The organism is Streptomyces sp. NPDC004284 (genome assembly GCF_042874035.1).
Classification (GTDB): Bacteria; Actinomycetota; Actinomycetes; order Streptomycetales; family Streptomycetaceae; genus Streptomyces.
In genome coordinates this window covers 892,046-908,791 of the sequence record NZ_JBIAMJ010000001.1, presented here as the reverse complement: position 1 = coordinate 908,791, position 16,746 = coordinate 892,046, and the positions used below count along the sequence as shown (strand labels likewise).

Sequence of the window (16,746 nt, the reverse complement as noted above, 5' to 3'; positions counted from 1 at the left end):
CTGCTTCAGCCGACGCGCTTTCCAAGTACGAGAATTCGGGTGCGCATGGCACTGACCCTCCCTCTCCGCCCTCGTCACTGTCAAGTGGGTGGGACGGACGTCTCAGAATGTGATCCGATCGGGGGACGGTCCCCGACACGGACGGGGACCGCTCCGGGCAGCGGGTACTCGTCCCGTACGAGGGCCCTGCGCAGCCGGTACTCGTCGAGCGGGCCCGAGAAGGCCATGCCCTGGGCGTGGCTGCAGCCCATCGCGCGCAGGGCGATGACCTGCTCCGGGACGTCGACGCCCTCGGCGAGGGTCTGCAGGCCGAGCTCGCCGGCGATGCGGAGCACTCCGCTGGTGATCTTACGGAGGCGGGCCGATTCGACCACGCCTTCGACGAGCCCCCGGTCCAGCTTCAGTATGTCGACGGGAAGCCTGCGCAGGGCGTTGATCGCCATGTGCCCGCTGCCGAATCCGTCGAGCGCGATCCGCACCCCGAGGCGGCGCAGGGCGACCAGGCGCTGTTCCAGCTCGTCGAGCGAGGTCCGGGGGTCGCTGTCGGCGAGCTCGACGATCAGCGAGCCGGAGGGCAGCCCGTAGCGGGTGAGCAGCGATTCGACCGAGCCGAGCGGCAGTGAGCGGTCCAGGAGACGGCCGGCGGAGAGCCGGACGGCCACGGGCGTGCGGTGGCCGATTCCCGCCCGCTCGGCGGCCTGCTCGACGGCCTCTTCGAGGAGCCAGCGGCCGAGCTCGGCGGTGCGCTCGCCGTCGTCGGTGACCCGGAGGTACTCGGCGGGGGTGAAGAGGATGCCCTGGGAGGAGCGCCAGCGGGCCTGGGCGCTGACGGCGGAGATCCGGCCGGTGGCGAGGTCGACGACGGGCTGGTGGAGCAGGGCGAACTCGCCGTCGTGGAGGGCGGTGCGCAGCCGGGCGGCCAGTTCGGTGCGGCGGACCACCTCGGCCTGCATCTGCGGGGCGTAGAGCTCGACGCGGTCCTTGCCGGCGGCCTTGGCCCGGTACATGGCCAGGTCGGCGTTGCGCAGGAGGTCGCCGGCCTCGATGCCGGGCTCGGCGAAGGCGACGCCGATGGAGGCGGCGACCCGCACCTCGTTGCCGCCGTCGACGCGGTAGGGCTGGGAGAGCGTGAGCCGGAGCCGGTCGGCGATCTCCTGGACCTGGTTCCGGCGGGCCGTGCGGTCGCGGCCGCCGTCGCCGAGGATGAGGGCGGCGAACTCGTCGCCGCCGAGCCGGGCGGCGGTGTCCCCGGCCCGTACGGAGTCGTGGAGGCGGCGGGCGGCCTGGACGAGGAGGTCGTCGCCCGCCTGGTGGCCGAGGCGGTCGTTGACCGCCTTGAAGCCGTCGAGGTCGATGAAGAGCACGGCGGTGCCGGGGTCGGAGGAGCGGCGGCCGCCGAGCGCCTGCCGGACCCGCCGGGTGAAGAGGGCGCGGTTGGGCAGGTCGGTGAGCGGGTCGTGCTCGGCGTTGTGCTGCAACTGGGCCTGGAGGCGGACGCGTTCGGTGACGTCCCGGCTGTTGAAGATCAGGCCGCCCTGGTGGCGGTTGACGGTCGACTCGACGTTGAGCCACTCTCCCCCGCTCCCGTCTTCTCCCCCAGCCTCCGGCCGGGAGGTGCCCCCGGAGCGGGAGGCGCCCCCCCGGCCCGAGCGGAAGCGGCATTCGATCCGGGTGGTGGGCTCCTCGGTGGGCGAGACGGCCAGGAAGCGCCGTAGCTCGTGGACGACGGAGCCGAGGTCCTCGGGGTGGATGAGGGAGGAGAGCTCGGAGCCGACGAGCTCCTCGGCCTCGCGTCCGTAGACCCCGGTGGCGGCCGGGCTGACGTAGCGCAGCGTCCCGGTGGGCGCGGCGATCATGATGACGTCGCTGGAGCCCTGCACGAGCGACCTGAAGTGGTTCTCCTTCTGGGCCAGTTCGTGGGTGAGGGCGATGTTGTCCAGGAGCATGATGCCCTGGCGCACGACGAGGGCGAGCACCACCGTGCAGCCGGTGAGGACGACGACGCGGTCGACCCGGCGGCCCTCGACGACGTTGTACAGGATGCCGAGGGTGCAGACGGCCGCGGCGAGGTACGGGGTGAGGGCCGCGAGCGAGCCGGCGACGGGGCGGCTGTGGAGCGAGGGGCCGCGCGCGGCGTCCGGCGGGCGGCGCACGCCCCAGGGCGCGTACGCGAGGAGCAGCGAGCCGGCGAACCAGCCGGCGTCGAGCAGTTGTCCGGAGGCGTAGCTCGCGCGGAGCAGCGGCGAGGTGAAGAGGGCGTCGCACAGCACGGTCAGGGCGAGTGCGGCGATCGCGGTGTTGGTCGCGGAGCGGTTGGCCTGCGAGCGCCGGAAGTGCAGGACGAGGACCATGCTGACGAGCACGATGTCGAGCAGCGGGTACGCGAGCGACAGTGCGGCCTGGGTGACGGACTCGCCCTCGACGTGCGCGGTGCGGGCGAGGGCGAGGCTCCAGGAGAGCGTGAGCAGGGAGCCGCCGATGAGCCAGGCGTCGAGCCCGAGGCAGACCCAGCCGGCCCGGGTGACGGGCTTCTTGGCGAGGACGAGGAGGCCGACGATGGCGGGGGGCGCGAAGAGTAAGAAGCAGAGGTCGGCGGCGGAGGAGTCGGGCACCTCGGTGCGGAGCACGACCTCGTACCAGCCCCACACGGCGTTCCCCGCGGCCGCCATGAAGGAGGAGAAGGCGAAGAGCAGCCAGGCGGGGCGGGCGCTGCCGCGGTGGCCCCGGCCGTAGAGGAAGCAGGAGACCGCGGCGGTGAGGGCGGCGGCGCTGAGCCCGAAGTCGCCCATGAAGAGCGCCAGTCGGGGGGAGCCCCAGCCGAGCGAGGCGCCGGTGGTGTAGCCCGCGCAGACGAGCCCGAGGGCGAGCTGGGCGACGGCCCCGCCGAGGCGGGGACGGTCGGGGTCCGGGTGGCCGGAGCCGCCGACGGGGCGTCGCGTGATGACCGCCCCGGGCGCGCTCACCGGGTCCTCCGGCGCCGGTCCGCCGCACCCGGCCGCGTCATGCGGCCGCGCCACCGGCTCGTCCCCCTGCCCGGGGGCGTGCCCGTCACAGTCGTGCGGCCGCCCGGAGTCCGCCCCGGCCCGCACGACCGGCCGCCGCGCGTCACCACAGGCCTCGCAGGGCTCGCGGTCCGGTGCGTCCGCGTGCCCGGGGGCGGGCTGGTGGGGCAGCCCGCCGCCACCGGCTCCGGGCGTGGTGTCCGGTGGGGCGGTGGGGCGGGGTGGGCGGTGTGGTGCCGCTTGGTCCGGTACCGAGTGTCCGAGGGCGGTGGGGCGGGGTGGAAGGCTTGCCGGCGGCGGTGTCGCCGCGTCGGATCGTCGGTCCTTCGGCCGTGTTCCACCCGTCGCCCCCCTCGGAATCTGATGTCCCGTCACTTCGCTCCCCAGCGTCAGCCCGTTCTCGACGCAGTCCCCCGCCACGGGACGATACACCAGGACCGTCACTCAGGGACAGGGCCGCAGTACTCTCCGTGACGACCAGGGGGCTTGTGCGCGGCGCGTGTCGGGGGCGCGTGTCACCCGCCCGGCCGAGCGGGCCCCCGGTCAATCGGTGGTGAGGAGGACGTTGGCCGGTTCCTCGCCCGCCGCGAACCTCCGCAGCTGTCCCGCGATCAGCCGCTTCGCCCTCGGCATGAAGGCGGAAGTGGAACCTCCCACATGGGGACTGATCAGGACACCGGGAGCGTGCCACAAAGGGTGTCCGGCCGGCAGCGGTTCGGGGTCGGTGACGTCGAGCGCCGCCGTGATCCTGCCGCTCTCGACCTCCTTGAGCAGCGCGGTCGTGTCGACGACCGGGCCCCGGGCGACGTTCACGAGGAGTGCCCCGTCCTTCATCCGCCCCAGGAAGCCGGCGTCGGCGAGGTGCGTGGTCTCCGGCGTGAGCGGAGTGGACAGGACGACCACGTCCGCCTCCGGGAGCAGCGCCGGCAGGTCAGCCAGGGCGTGCACCGGGCCGCGTTCCGTGGTGCGTGCGGAGCGTGCGACGCGCGCGACCCGCGCGCACTCGAAGGGCGCGAGCCGGCCCTCGATGGCGGCGCCGATCGATCCGTACCCGACGATCAGGACGGACTTGTCGGCGAGCGCCGGGTAGAAGCCCGCCCGCCACTCCTCGGCGTCCTGGCCGCGCACGAATCCGGGGATGCCGCGCAGCGAGGCGAGGATCAGGGCGAGGGTGAGCTCGGCGGTGCTGGCCTCGTGGACGCCCTTCGCGTTGCAGAGGGCGACCCCCGGCCGCAGCGAGCCGATGCCCGGCGTGACGTGGTCGATGCCGGCGGACAGGGTCTGCACGACGCGGAGGGAGGTCATCGCGGCCAGCGGCCGCACGGCGATCTCCGAGCCCTTCATGTACGGGACGACGTAGAAGGCGCAGTGCGCCGGATCGGCGGGGAACTCGGGACCGCCGTCCCAGAAGCGGTAGTTCAGGCCGGACGCGCCCGGTTCGGGGAGTCCCTCGATCTCGTCCGCCGGAATAGGAAGCCACACGTCAGCGGTCGTGTCTTCGAATCTCATGACCGGGAGGCTATGCGAAGAATCCCGCGCTCCATTGGTTACTTTGGGGGGCGGCACAGGGAGGGGTACCGGCAGGTGGAGCGCAGGACTATCGGGGCGACGGCGCTCGACGTGGGTGCGATCGGCCTGGGGTGCATGCCGATGAGCTGGGCGTACAGCCGTTCGGAACAGCGGGGGGACCGCTCGCTGCGGACCGTGCACGCGGCGCTCGACGCCGGGGTGAGCCTGCTCGACACCGCCGACATGTACGGACCGTTCACCAACGAGCTGTTGGTGGGGCGGGTGTTGAAGGAGCGGCGGTCCGAGGCCTTCGTCTCGACGAAGTGCGGACTGCTCGTCGGCGACGGCGGCGAGCGGCGGCACGTGGTCGCCAACGGCAGGCCGGGGTACGTGCGCCGGGCCTGCGACGCCTCGCTGCGCAGGCTCCAGACCGATGTCATCGACCTCTACCAGCTCCACCGGGCGGACCCCGAGGTGCCGGTCGAGGAGACCTGGGGCGCCATGGCCGAGCTGGTGTCCGCGGGCAAGGTGCGGGCGCTCGGCCTCTGCGCCGTGGGGGCGCGCCCGGTCCGGCGCGGGGCCGATCTGTACGAGGGGACGATCCGCCAACTGGACCGGATCCAGCAGGTCTTCCCGGTGGCGGCGGTGGAGGCGGAGCTGTCGGTGTGGTCCCAGGAGGCGCTGGTACGGCTCCTCCCCTGGTGCGCGGCGCGGGGCGTCGGCTTCCTGGCGGCCATGCCGCTGGGGAACGGCTTCCTCACCGGCACGCTGACCCCGGGCGGCGGCTTCGAGCCGGACGACCCGCGGGCCCGGCACCCCCGGTTCACGGCCGAGATGATGGCGGCGAACCAGCCGATCGTCGCGGGCCTGCGCCGGGTGGCCGCCCGGCACGGGGAGGACGTCACCCCGGCGCAGGTGGCGCTCGCGTGGACGCTCGGCCTCGGGCGGCACGTCGTGCCGGTGCCGGGGGCGAAGCGGGAGCGGTGGGCCGTCGAGAACGCCCGCGCCGCCGCGCTGCGCCTCACGGCGGAGGACCTGGCGGAGATCGCCGCGCTCCCGGCGCCCCGGGGGTCCTGGGACTGAGCGCCGTACGGGGCGGGCGGGATGTCGACGGGGTATCAAGGGAGGTACCGCTCGACTCGTCGAAGGGCATCGGACCGTGAGCCGTCCTGTCGTGGTGAAGGCCCTGTGGGGCGCCGCCGTGCTCGCCCTGGTGGCCGGGTGTTCCTCGGGAGGTTCCGGGGAGGGCCCGCGCACGGCCCCGCCGGCATCGGCCTCCCCCTCCGCCTCCCCCTCCGCCTCCGCCTCTCCCTCCCCCGCCGGCCGGGTCTCGGTCACGGGCACCCTCACCGAGGGGCTGAAGTCGCCCTGGGGCCTCGCGGAGCTGCCCGGCGGGGACCTGCTCGTCTCCTCGCGGGACGAGCGGACGATCACCCGGGTCGACGGGCGGACCGGCGCGAAGACCCCGCTCGGCGAGGTGCCGGGGGTGGTGCCGGGCGGTGAGGGCGGGCTCCTGGGGCTCGCGGTGCGGGACGGCTGGGTGTACGCGTACATGACCACCGCCTCGGACAACCGCATCGTGCGCATGCGGTACGGCGGCGGGGAGGGCGACCGGCTCGGCCCGCCGGAGCCGGTGCGCACCGGCATCCCGAAGGGGTTCGTGCACAACGGCGGCCGGATCGCGTTCGGGCCGGACGGGATGCTGTACGCGGGGACGGGCGAGACGGGCCGGACCGGACTCGCCCAGGACCGGTCCTCGCTCGGCGGGAAGATCCTGCGGATGACACCGGAGGGAAAGCCGGCACCGGGCAACCCCTTCCCGGACTCGGTGGTCTATTCGTACGGGCACCGCAATGTGCAGGGGCTCGCCTGGGACCCGGCGGGGCGGCTGTGGGCGTCCGAGTTCGGGCAGGACACCTGGGACGAGCTGAACCTGATCGAGCCGGGGCGGAACTACGGCTGGCCGAAGGCCGAGGGCCGGGCCGGGAAGCCGGGCCTCGTGGACCCGGTGGCCCAGTGGCCGACCTCGGAGGCCTCCCCCAGCGGCATCGCGTACGCCCGGGGCGCGATCTGGATGGCCGCGCTCCGGGGCGAGCGGCTGTGGCGGGTCCCGCTCTCGGGAGCGGAACGATCCGGGGAGCCCGAGGCGTTCCTGAGGGGTGAGTACGGCCGCCTGCGCACGGTCCTCGCGGCGGGCGGGGGCCGGCTCTGGCTGGTGACCAGCGAGACCGACACCCGGGGCACGCCCGGGCCCGGGGACGACCGGATCCTCCGACTGGAGGTGCGGTGAAGGAGGCGGTGACCGTGTTCGGCGGACTGGACGAGTTCTTCGCGCCGTCGCGCAGGCACATCGAGGAGGAGCGCCGCAGGGAGGCCCTGACCAGGGAGGATCCGGGGGATGCCGACCCGGCCCGTGGTCCGGTGGACCTGTCCTCGGGCCGGGTGACGATACGGGTCCCCCGGGCCCGGCCCGACGCCCCCGGCTCAGAGGGGCGTGTCGAGGAGGTGCAGGCGGTGGGCCAGGGCGGCGGCCTCGCCGCGGCCGGCGACGCCGAGCTTGGCGAGGATGTTGGAGACGTGGACGCTGGCCGTCTTCGGTGAGATGAACAGCTCCTCGGCTATCTGACGGTTGGTGCGGCCGGCCGCGACCAGGCGCAGCACGTCCTGCTCCCGGGGCGTGAGGCCGAAGGTGTCGTCCCCGGGTTCCGCCGGGGCCGGGGCCTGCTCCTCGGGGGCGAGGGAGAGGCGGGCGCGGGCGGCGAGGAGTTCCACGTCCTCGCGGAGCGGGCGGGCGCCGAGCCGTACGGCGGTGGCGTGGGCCTCGCGGAGCAGGGCGGTGGCCTCCTCGCGGCGGCCTCCCTCGACGAGCAGCGCGTCGGCGAGGCGGTGCCGGGCGCGGGCCAGCTGGTGCGGGCGTTCGAGGGGCTCCCAGGCGGCGACGACCTCGGCCCAGCGGGCGGCGGTCTCGCGGCCCTCGGCGCGGGCGAGCTCCTCGGAGACCTGCCGGGAGTGGGCCTCCCAGACCGGGGCCGGGGTGGCGAGGGCGCGGACGCAGCGGCGGACCCGGTCGATCGCCGCGGCGCGGCCCCCGTCGGCGGCGGGCAGTCCGCGGCTGTCGGCCTCGGCGGTGATCGCGGTGAGGACGAGCGGCCAGCCGTAGCGGTGGGTGCCGGGCGGGAAGCCGGTCTCCGCGTGGGCGGCGAGCTGTTCCCGTACGTCCGTGAGGCGTCCCTCGGCGGCGGCGATGGCGATCTCGGCCTGGGCCATGGGCAGGGTGTACTGCGGGATCGGGTCGCGGGTGCCGTAGCGCGAGCGGGCCTCGGCGAGGTGCGCGGCGGCCTTGGCGGGCTCGCCGCGGTCGACGGCGAGGTGGGCGAGCTGGAGCAGGGCCGTGCCGCCCGGCTTGGTGCTGCTGGCCCCGGAGCGGAGCAGCTCCTCGGCCTCCTCCTTGCTGCGGTCCCATTCGCCGAGCGCGAGGAGCGACTCGGCGAGGTTGGCGCGGATCCAGCCGGCGCTGTCGACGAGGCCTCGGGAGCGGGCCATCTCGATGCCGGTGACGGCGGTCTCGACGGCTTCGCGGGAACGGCCGAGCGACTCCATGGAGGAGGAGAGGTTCACATGGGCGCGGGCGGCCTCGTGGAACTGGCCGAGGGCGAGGGTCCGTTCGCGTGCCGCTTCCATGGTGGCGAGGCCGCCCTCGGTGTCGCCGGCGGACACCATGATGGTGCCGAGGGTGATCCGGGCGTTCAGCTCGATCGGTTCGGCCTTGACGAACCGGGCGTATTCGACGGCGCGTTCGGCGGCGGCGAGCGCCTCGGGGCCGGGGTTGCGCAGCATGCCCCAGCCGGCGGCGCCGACGAGGACGGTGGCGTGGACGGCGGACGGCGGGAGGCCCTTGACGAGTTCCTGGGCGCGGGCGATCTCCGCCCAGCCGTCGCCCTTGCCCAGGTTGGACTGGAGGCGGGCCATCTCGGTCCAGAACCAGGCGGCGCGCAGCGGGTCGTTCTCGGCGTCGTCGAGGATGCGCAGGGCGGTGCGGCAGATCTTCGAGGCCCGTTCCCGTTCGCCGCTGAGCCGGGCGGCGACGGCGGCCTCGGCGAGCAGGTCGAGGTAGCGCAGCGAGGCGGTGTCGGGGTCGCAGCCGCAGGCGGGGTAGGCGTCGGCGTAGTCCATGGGGCGCAGGGAGTCGCGCGTCCCGGCGGGGACCTTGTCCCACAGTTCCATGGCCCGTTCGAGGAGGCTGAGCTGCTCGGCGTAGGCGTGGCGCTTGCGGGTCTCGACGGAGGCCTGGAGGACGGCGGGGAGGGCCTTCTCGGGGTCGTGCGCGTGGTACCAGTACGTGGCGAGCCGGGTGGTCCGCTCGTGGGCGCGGACGAGGCCGGGGTCGGCTTCGAGGGCCTCGGCGTAGCGCCGGTTGAGGCGGGAGCGTTCGCCGGGCAGCAGGTCGTCGCTGACGGCCTCGCGGACGAGGGAGTGGCGGAAGCGGTAGCCGTCGCCGTCGGGGACGGTGAGCAGGATGTTCTTGCCGACGCAGGCCCGCAGGGCCTCGATGAGTTCGTCCTCGGGGAGCCGGGCGACGGCGGCGAGGAGTCCGTACTCGACGGTGGAGCCGCCCTCGGCGACGATCCTGGCGACCCGCTGGGCGGCTTCGGGGAGCATCTCGACCCGGACGAGCAGGAGGTCGCGCAGGGAGTCGCTGAGCTGGCCGGCGGCGCAGCCGGCCTCGTGGGAGACGACGAGTTCCTCGACGAAGAAGGCGTTGCCGTCGGAGCGTTCGAAGACCTCTTCGACGAGTCCGGGGTCGGGTTCGGCGGCGAGGATGCCGGTGAGCTGGCGGTGCACCTCGGCGCGGGTGAAGCGGGCGAGTTCGATGCGGCGGATGGTGCGGAGCCGGTCGAGCTCGGCGAGGAGGGGGCGCAGCGGGTGGCGGCGGTGGATGTCGTCGGCGCGGTAGCTGGCGACGACCACGATCCGGCCTCGGCGCAGGGTGCGCAGGAGGTAGGTGAACAGGTGCCGGGTGGAGGTGTCGGCCCAGTGCAGGTCCTCCAGGACGAGCACGATCGTGCGGTCGGCGGCGAGCCGTTCCAGGAGCCGTACGGTCAGCTCGAAGAGGCGGGCGGTGGAGTCCTCGTCGGCGGGTTCGTGACCGCCGGGGTCGCCCAGTTCGGGCAGCAGGCGGGCGAGTTCGCCCTCGTGGCCGTCGGCGGCGGCGGTGAGTTCTTCGGGGAGGCGGCGGCGGAGGGCGCGCAGGGCGGAGGCGAAGGGAGCGAACGGCAGCCCGTCGGCGCCGAGTTCGACGCAGCCGCCGAGGGCGACGACGGCGTCCCGGTCGCAGGCCGTGTCGAGGAACTCCTCGATGAGCCGGGTCTTGCCGACGCCCGCCTCACCGCCGATGAGCAGAGCCTGGGGCTCTCCCGCGGTCGCGCGGGAGAGCGCCTCGGTGAGGGCGGTGAGTTCGCCGGCGCGGCCGACGAAGACGGGGCTGACTGACCTGGTCTCCACGGCGCCGAGCATCGCACAGACTTCCTTGCCGTCGCTCATGCGGGGGTCACGCGGCCTTGGTGAAGCGACCGCGACCGCCGACGGCGGCCTGGGCCTCGGCGTGGTGGCCCCCGATCCGGATGCCGAGGATGCGCAGACCCTTGTGGGCCGCGGCCTCGTGGGCCAGGCGGTGGGCGGCGGCCTCGGCGACGAGCTCGGCGTGGTGCATGGTGTGGAGTTCGTACTCGAACATCGTGTGCTCCCTGGGTTTCTTCGGTTTCGGTATCGCTCTCTTGCGATGCCTCTACTTTCGTTTCCCAGGGGGTGCCGTCACATCGGTCGAGTGCCGCATGTTCGGGGTACGGGGGGCCTTAGGGGGGTCCTAGGGGGGCCTTAGGCGGGGTCCCCGGGTGCTCAGGACCCGGTGGTCGGGAGGCTCAGGAACAGGTCGAAGTAGGTACCGACCGACAGCAGCAGCCCGAGCCCGCCGAGGACGGCGCCGGCGACGGCGACCGCGCGGACCCAGACGGGGCGCCGGGGCAGGGTCAGCACGAGGACGCCGACGATCAGGGCGAGGAGCGCGAAGACGCCGTTGACGAGGGCGGTGCTGTGCCAGGCGTCACCGTAGATCTCGTTGATCTGCTGGGCCGGGGTGCCGCCGGCGGAGGTCTTGATCTGCCCGATGAGCGTCTCGCGCTCGGCGACGACCTTGCCGGTCCAGGTGCCGGTGAGGGCGACGGCGGAGAGGGCGGCGGAGACGACGGCAGCGGCGGCGGCGCCGATGCCGGTGGCCTCCGGCGAGGAGACCTCCTCACCGTCGAGCTCGTCCTCGCCCGGCTCGTCGAGCGGATCGACGGCAGTGTCCGCGGCGGTCTCGGTGTCCGGAGTGGTCTCGGCGGTCCCGGCGGTCTCGGTGTCCGGGGTGGTCTCGGCGGTCTCGGCGCTCGTGCCCGCCGCCACCTCGTCGGTCTTCGAGGTGGCGGTCTTCTCGGTCGTCTTGGTGTCCATGCGGCGCACGCTAGGGCGCCCACATGAGAGGCGGCTTAAGACGCCTTCGCCGCGCGCCATTCGGGGGCGAGGACGGCCCAGATCGCGGTGTCGCTGCGGTGGCCGCGGTACAGGTAGTTCTCCCGTACGACGCCTTCCTGCGTCATGCCGAGGCGGCGGGCGACGGCGATGCTCGGCTCGTTCTTCGTGGAGGCGTACCACTCGACGCGGTGGATGCCGCGCTCCTCGATCGCCCAGTCGATGATGACCCGGCAGGCCCGGGTGATCAGGCCCTTGCCGGCGGCGGAGGGCTCCAGCCAGCAGCCCGCCTCGGCGGTGCCGCCCACGGCGTCGAAGGTGCGGAAGAGGACGCCGCCGACGAGCGTGCCGTCGGTCCAGATGCCGTAGATGCGGCCGGTGTCGGTGGCGGCCTTCTCGGCGTACGAGGTGAGGTAGGCGCGGGCGGAGTCGAGGTCCGCGACGACGTCGGGGAGGCCGATGTGCTGTCCGATGAACTCCCGGCCCCGGTCCATGTGGGTGAGGAATTCCTCGGCCTGCCAGGGCTCCAGGGGCCTCAGCTCGGCGCCGTCGTCACCCAGCGATATCGCGAACATCGTCGTTCCTCTCTTCCGCGGCCGTGGCCGTCACGCGCTGTACGGGGATCTTCGCACGGGTGTCGGCGGCCTCGCGGCACTCGGGCGGTTCGATGCTGATCCGGGGCAGGAGGCGGTCGAGCCACTTCGGCAGCCACCAGTTCGCACCGCCGAGCAGGTGCATGAGCGCGGGGACGAGGAGGGTGCGCAGGATGAAGGCGTCGAGGGCGACGGCCGCCGCGAGGGCGATGCCGAACATCGCGATGACCCGGTCCCCGCTGAGGACGAAGGCGAGGAAGACGGAGATCATGATGACCGCCGCGGAGTTGATCACGCGGCTGGTCTCGGCGAGGCCGACCCGGACCGCCCGCCGGTTGTCGCCGGTCTCCAGCCACTCCTCGTACATCCGGCTGACCAGGAAGACCTGGTAGTCCATGGAGAGCCCGAAGAGGACCGAGACCATGATCACGGGGAGGAAGGGTTCGATCGGTCCGGCGCTGCCGAGGCCGAGGAGTTCGCTCCCCCAGCCCCACTGGAAGATCGCGACGACGACGCCGAAGGCGCCGGCGACGGCGGCGACGTTCATGGCGGCGGCCTTGAGCGGGATGCCGATCGAGCGGAAGGCGAGCAGGAGCAGCAGGCAGCCGAGCGCGATGACGGAGCCGACGAAGAGCGGCAGCTTGCCGACGATGATCCCGGCGAAGTCGTCGTACGAGGCGGTGACGCCGCCCACGTGCACGTCGAGGGAGGTGCCGGCCTCGGCCTTCGGCAGGACGTCCTGGCGGAGCCGGTCGACGAGGTCGCTGGTCTGCTTGGACTGCGGCGAGGAGTCGGGGACGACGGTGAGGAAGGCGGTGTCGCCCGCGCTGTTGTACGTGACCGGGGAGACGGCCGCGACGCCCTTGGTGGCGTCGAGCGCGGCCGGCAGCTGGTCGAGGGCGAGCCGGTCGTCGGCGCCGTCGAGGCCGGCGACGAGGGTGAGGGGCCCGTTGACGCCCGGCCCGAAGCCCTCGGCGAGCAGGTCGTAGGCCTTGCGCGTGGTCGCGGTGGCCGGGTTGTTGCCCTGGTCGGAGGTGCCGAGGTGGAGCGAGAGCGTCGGCAGCGCCAGGACGCCCATGACGAGGACGGCGACGCCGCCGAGGAGCTTGGGGTGCCGCTCGACGAAGGCGGACCAGCGGGCGGCGAAGCCGGTGGGCAGCTCGGGCTGCGGCCCGCGCTCGGCGAGCGTCCGGCGTTCGCGCCGGGACAGCGCCCGCATGCCGATGAACGAGAGCAGCGCGGGCAGCAGGGTGACGGAGGCGGCGACCGTGAGGAGCACGGTGAGCGAGGCGGCGATGGCGACGCCGTTGAGGAAGCTGAGCCGCAGGATCAGCATGCCCAGGAGCGCGATGCAGACGGTGGCGCCCGCGAAGACGACGGCCCGGCCGGTGGTGGCGACGGCGGTCTCGGCGGCCTCGGTGACGGAGAGTCCTCGTTTGAGGCCTCTGCGGTGCCGGGTGACGATGAACAGGGCGTAGTCGATGCCGACGCCCAGGCCGACGAGCATGCCCAGCATGGGGGCGAAGTCGGCGACGGTCATCAGATGGCCGAGGAGCACGATCCCGGAGTACGCGATGCCGACGCTGACGAGCGCGGTCGCGATCGGGAGCACGGAGGCGGCGAGCGAGCCGAAGGCGAGGAAGAGGACGACGGCCGCGACGGCGACGCCGACGACCTCCGCGATGTGCCCGCCGGGGGCCTCGGTGAGGGCGACGGCGCTGCCGCCCAGCTCGACCTGGAGATCGTCCGTGGCGGCGGCCTTGGCGGTGTCGACGAGGGCCTTGGCCTGGGCCTCGGGGATGTCGTCGGACTGCGCGTCGAAGGTGACCGTGGCGTAGGCGGTGTGCCCGTCCTCGCTGATCTGGCCCCGCGCGTCCTCGTACGGGGAGGTGACGGCGGCGACGCCGGGCAGCTCGGCGACCTTGTCGAGCATGCCGCCGACGCGTTCCTCGACGGCGTCGGCGCGGACGCTGCCGCGCTCGGTGTGCCAGACGATGGTGTCGCTGTCGCCGCCGAGGCCGTGGAAGCCCCGGTCGAGGAGGGCGGTGGCCCGGCCGGACTCGGTGCCGGGGACCTCGTAGTCATTGGAGTACGCGCTGCCGGCGAGTGTCGCGCCGGCGGCGGTCCCGCCGAGCGCGAGGAGCCAGAGGAGAACGACGACGAGACGGTGACGGACACACCACCGTGCGATTGCGGCCAAGGACGTACTCCTGACTGGATCTGTACTCGCGCCCCACTGTTACAGCCAAACGTGATCGTTTGCCCGTTTCGTGGCGATCCTCACAGGCCGTCCCACGGCTTCGCGAATTCCTCTTGCTGACCGGTCGTGTTCGCGCGCATCCTGACCGTGACGCACGGCCGCGGCGGGGTACGAGAGGGTTGGGCGCTATTGCCCCTTTAGCTCACCCTTATGAGTGATGGTGCGTTTGGGTGATTGTCGTTACGGTCGGGTGCGTGAACCTCAGGGAGTGGGTGAAGGCGCAGGGCGCGCTTCCGCGGACTGCGTATCGCCGGCCGGGCATGGGCGGCCGCCGCTCTGCGGGCAACCGGGCGCCGAGGTCTCCGGGTTCGGCGGCGGCCGATGGCTGAGCAGCCGAAGAGGCGGTTACGGGCCGTCGACACTCCGTTCGTGGTGCTGGGCCCGTCCGGTGTGGCAATCCGTGACCGTCTCAAGCACCTCAGCGCGTGGGACGAGACGGTGTTGCGACTGGTCGGCGCGCACCTGGGGCGGCTGGCGTCGCTGGATCTCAAGGCCCGGTGCGCCGATGGCCTGGAGCATTCCGCGGACACGTGGGCTGTCCGCAAGCGGGCGCTGACGGTCGAGTCGTCGTCCCGCTGGGCCGGGTCGATCACGAAGGCCACGCACGATCAGTGGGCGCTGTCCCGCCGCTGTCAGCTCGCGCACCTCCAGAGCCTGGAGGCCGGGGTTCGCACGCTGATGCACCGGCTGTCGCAGCCGATCGGTGAGAGGGGCACCAAGCGTGCTCCGGGCGGATACCGGTCGAAGGGCGAGTGGTTCCACAAGTCTCGCCGCCCGGCCATCCTGGAACACCGCCTCGACGCCGCTCGCACCGACCGTGCGGCCGGTGTCGTGCACGTGGTGCGCGGCGGCCGGAAGCTGCTCCACACCCGGCACCACCTCGAAGCGGCGCGGCTGACCGAGGCGGAGTGGCGGGAACGGTGGGAGGCGGAGCGCTGGTTCCTGGCCGCCGACGGCGAGTCCGGGAAGCGGTTCGGCAACGAGACCATCCGCGTCACCCCGGACGGCGAAGTCTCGATCAAGCTCCCGGCCCCGCTCGCCCACCTGGCCAACGCTAGGCACGGCCGGTACGTCCTGACCTGCCGCGTCGCGTTCGCGCACCGGGGTGCCGAGTGGCGGGACCGGATCGACGGCGACCGGGCCGTCGCCTACCGCATCCATCTGGATGCGGAACGCGGGCGCTGGTACCTCACCGCGTCCTGGCAGCGGCCCGTGGTCAAGACGGTCCCGCTGGAGACGGCCCGTGCCGCCGGGATGGCCGGTGTGGACACCAACGCGGATCATTTCGCCGCGTACCGGCTCGATGTCCACGGCAACCCGGTCGGCGAACCGCGCCGCTTCGCCTACGACCTCAGCGGGTCGGCCGATCACCGCGACGCCCAGATCCGGCACGCCCTCACCCGGCTCCTGCACTGGACCAGGCAGACCGGCGCGCGGGCGATCGCGATCGAGGACCTGGACTTCGCCGCCGAGAAGACCCGCGAGAAGCACGGCCGCAGGAAGCGGTTCCGGCAGCTCGTCTCCGGCATGCCCACCGGCAGGCTCAAGGCCCGGCTCGTGTCGATGGCCGCCGAGCTGGGTATCGCGATCGTCGCGGTCGATCCGGCCTACACCTCGATGTGGGGCGACGAGCACTGGCGCAAGCCGCTGGCCGCGGCCCACGACGCACGATGTCCCGTCACGATGCCGCGAGCATCGCGATCGGGCGACGCGCCCTCGGGCACCCGATCCGGCGACGGACGGCACCGCCCCACGACGACCGGAGTGATCGTCGCGGGCATCGGACCGCCCAGGCCCCATCGGGCATCCGAGGGCGTGAGGGAACCCGCCACCCCGTCACGGACCGTGCACACGATGCACGTGCCCGAACGGGGACAGCACAGAGAACGCGGGCGACCAGCGCGTCCAACACCGTTCGGGATGCGCGCAGTGCCAGGACGTGGGTCCAAGACCCACTCCTGCTCACTGATTAGGAACGGTCGTATGGCCAGACGCAAGGTCATCAGGGTCGAGGTCAGCAAGCGGGTGCTCTGGATCGGGGCCGAGGCGTACCCCCTGCAGAACATCGCCCGGGCGACGACGGTCCGGATCAAACCCCCGCGCGCGAAGGCCGTGGGCCGCTTCCTCACGTCCCTCCTGATCATCGGCGTCCTGGCGGTCGCCGCGCTCGCCGTCGCCCGGTCCGGCGAGGTGTCCGACAGCGACCGGGACATGATCACCCAGGGGGTGAAGATCACCGCGGCGGTGCTCGTGGCGGTCTTCCTCCTCCAGCTGATCTCCGTCCTGCTCACGAAGACGTACTACGCCCTGGTCATCGAGACCTCGGGCAACCCGCGCACCCTGCTCGCCAGCCTGGACCGGAACGAGGTGCACGCGCTCGTGCGCGACATCATGCGGGCCATCGACGACCCCGCCTTCCCCGGCTTCGTCAAGCAGATGACCACCTACAACATCGGCAGCATGCGTGACTTCTACAACGCGTCCGGCGCGGGCAGCGTGGGAAGGGCGGGACGGTGACCGACAACGGCGAGTTCCACATCGGCACCATGCGCGATTTCTACAACGCCTCCGGGCAAGGGGCCGTCGGCCGGATCGACCACAACCAGCAGGGCGCCCAGGACCCGCAGGCCCTCCACGACGCCGTGATCCGCGCGATCGAGACCCTGCGGACCCGGGTGTCCACCGAGGACCGCGAGGTCCTCGACGCCTCCCTGGAGACCATCCGCCAGGGCGACGACGCACCCCCCGGCGCCTTCCGCCGCGCCCTCGGCACCGTCTCCGGGGTCGCCGCCCTCGTCGGTGAGGTCGGCGTCCCGGTGGCGGAGGCGGTCCGCCGGCTCCTCGCCCTGCTGACCGGCTAGAGGCGACTGGAGAC

The 16,746-nt window shown here is 73.2% G+C and carries 12 protein-coding genes and 1 pseudogene; 6 read left to right on the top strand and 7 right to left on the bottom strand.

Annotated elements, in window-relative coordinates; all coding sequences use genetic code 11:
• Positions 1 to 80: 80 nt before the first annotated feature.
• On the bottom strand, positions 81 to 2,963 hold the full coding sequence (locus ACFYUS_RS04190) for a putative bifunctional diguanylate cyclase/phosphodiesterase (protein ID WP_388845531.1): 2,883 nt from the start codon (positions 2,961 to 2,963) through the stop codon (positions 81 to 83).
• A 582-nt stretch (positions 2,964 to 3,545) separates the two neighbouring features.
• The gene (locus ACFYUS_RS04185) at positions 3,546 to 4,511 is read right to left on the bottom strand and encodes a 2-hydroxyacid dehydrogenase (protein ID WP_388845528.1); all 966 of its coding nucleotides are present in this window, start codon (positions 4,509 to 4,511) and stop codon (positions 3,546 to 3,548) included.
• A gap of 75 nt (positions 4,512 to 4,586) precedes the next feature.
• On the opposite strand from ACFYUS_RS04185, the gene ACFYUS_RS04180 reads away from it, so the two are divergent.
• The 3 genes from ACFYUS_RS04180 to ACFYUS_RS04170 all read left to right on the top strand — a co-directional run bounded on the left by ACFYUS_RS04180 (position 4,587) and on the right by ACFYUS_RS04170 (position 7,112).
• On the top strand, positions 4,587 to 5,594 hold the full coding sequence (locus ACFYUS_RS04180) for an aldo/keto reductase (RefSeq protein WP_388845526.1): 1,008 nt from the start codon (positions 4,587 to 4,589) through the stop codon (positions 5,592 to 5,594).
• Positions 5,595 to 5,670: 76 nt separating this feature from the next.
• The gene (locus ACFYUS_RS04175) at positions 5,671 to 6,801 is read left to right on the top strand and encodes a PQQ-dependent sugar dehydrogenase (protein WP_388845523.1); all 1,131 of its coding nucleotides are present in this window, start codon (positions 5,671 to 5,673) and stop codon (positions 6,799 to 6,801) included.
• On the top strand, positions 6,798 to 7,112 hold the full coding sequence (locus ACFYUS_RS04170) for a DUF6191 domain-containing protein (RefSeq protein WP_388845520.1): 315 nt from the start codon (positions 6,798 to 6,800) through the stop codon (positions 7,110 to 7,112). Before ACFYUS_RS04175 ends, ACFYUS_RS04170 begins: the two co-directional genes overlap by 4 nt.
• On the opposite strand, the gene ACFYUS_RS04165 is transcribed toward ACFYUS_RS04170, so the two are convergent.
• The 5 genes from ACFYUS_RS04165 to ACFYUS_RS04145 all read right to left on the bottom strand — a co-directional run bounded on the left by ACFYUS_RS04165 (position 6,996) and on the right by ACFYUS_RS04145 (position 13,811).
• Positions 6,996 to 10,052, bottom strand: a complete 3,057-nt coding sequence (locus ACFYUS_RS04165; protein WP_388845517.1) for an AAA family ATPase — start codon at positions 10,050 to 10,052, stop codon at positions 6,996 to 6,998. The genes ACFYUS_RS04170 and ACFYUS_RS04165 overlap by 117 nt on opposite strands.
• Positions 10,053 to 10,059: 7 nt before the next feature.
• Positions 10,060 to 10,245, bottom strand: coding sequence for a hypothetical protein (locus ACFYUS_RS04160; protein ID WP_388845515.1), 186 nt, complete (start codon positions 10,243 to 10,245; stop codon positions 10,060 to 10,062).
• A gap of 161 nt (positions 10,246 to 10,406) precedes the next feature.
• The gene (locus tag ACFYUS_RS04155; RefSeq protein ID WP_388845512.1) at positions 10,407 to 11,000 is read right to left on the bottom strand and encodes a hypothetical protein; all 594 of its coding nucleotides are present in this window, start codon (positions 10,998 to 11,000) and stop codon (positions 10,407 to 10,409) included.
• 35 nt (positions 11,001 to 11,035) lie between these two features.
• Positions 11,036 to 11,593, bottom strand: coding sequence for a GNAT family N-acetyltransferase (locus tag ACFYUS_RS04150; RefSeq protein WP_388845509.1), 558 nt, complete (start codon positions 11,591 to 11,593; stop codon positions 11,036 to 11,038).
• Positions 11,571 to 13,811: an MMPL family transporter gene (locus tag ACFYUS_RS04145; RefSeq protein ID WP_388845506.1), complete on the bottom strand. Its 2,241-nt coding sequence runs from the start codon at positions 13,809 to 13,811 to the stop codon at positions 11,571 to 11,573. Before ACFYUS_RS04145 ends, ACFYUS_RS04150 begins: the two co-directional genes overlap by 23 nt.
• A gap of 381 nt (positions 13,812 to 14,192) precedes the next feature.
• On the opposite strand from ACFYUS_RS04145, the pseudogene ACFYUS_RS04140 reads away from it, so the two are divergent.
• The 3 genes and pseudogenes from ACFYUS_RS04140 to ACFYUS_RS04130 all read left to right on the top strand — a co-directional run bounded on the left by ACFYUS_RS04140 (position 14,193) and on the right by ACFYUS_RS04130 (position 16,732).
• A pseudogene (locus tag ACFYUS_RS04140) lies at positions 14,193 to 15,844 on the top strand (IS200/IS605 family accessory protein TnpB-related protein).
• A complete protein-coding gene (locus ACFYUS_RS04135; RefSeq protein ID WP_388845503.1) occupies positions 15,726 to 16,388 on the top strand; it encodes a DUF6232 family protein in 663 nt (220 codons plus the stop codon). The pseudogene ACFYUS_RS04140 and the gene ACFYUS_RS04135 overlap by 119 nt, the downstream one beginning before the upstream one ends.
• The gene (locus tag ACFYUS_RS04130) at positions 16,385 to 16,732 is read left to right on the top strand and encodes a hypothetical protein (RefSeq protein ID WP_388845501.1); all 348 of its coding nucleotides are present in this window, start codon (positions 16,385 to 16,387) and stop codon (positions 16,730 to 16,732) included. Before ACFYUS_RS04135 ends, ACFYUS_RS04130 begins: the two co-directional genes overlap by 4 nt.
• The last annotated feature ends 14 nt before the right edge of the window (positions 16,733 to 16,746 follow it).

Excerpts from the sequence above, each read along its gene's own strand:
- ACFYUS_RS04150 (WP_388845509.1), bottom strand. The coding sequence starts at position 11,593 with ATGTTCGCGATATCGCTGGGTGACGACGGCGCCGAGCTGAGGCCCCTG.
- ACFYUS_RS04160 (WP_388845515.1), bottom strand. The coding sequence starts at position 10,245 with ATGTTCGAGTACGAACTCCACACCATGCACCACGCCGAGCTCGTCGCC.
- ACFYUS_RS04165 (WP_388845517.1), bottom strand. The coding sequence starts at position 10,052 with ATGAGCGACGGCAAGGAAGTCTGTGCGATGCTCGGCGCCGTGGAGACC.
- ACFYUS_RS04155 (WP_388845512.1), bottom strand. The coding sequence starts at position 11,000 with ATGGACACCAAGACGACCGAGAAGACCGCCACCTCGAAGACCGACGAG.
- ACFYUS_RS04135 (WP_388845503.1), top strand. The coding sequence starts at position 15,726 with ATGCACGTGCCCGAACGGGGACAGCACAGAGAACGCGGGCGACCAGCG.
- ACFYUS_RS04185 (WP_388845528.1), bottom strand. The coding sequence starts at position 4,511 with ATGAGATTCGAAGACACGACCGCTGACGTGTGGCTTCCTATTCCGGCG.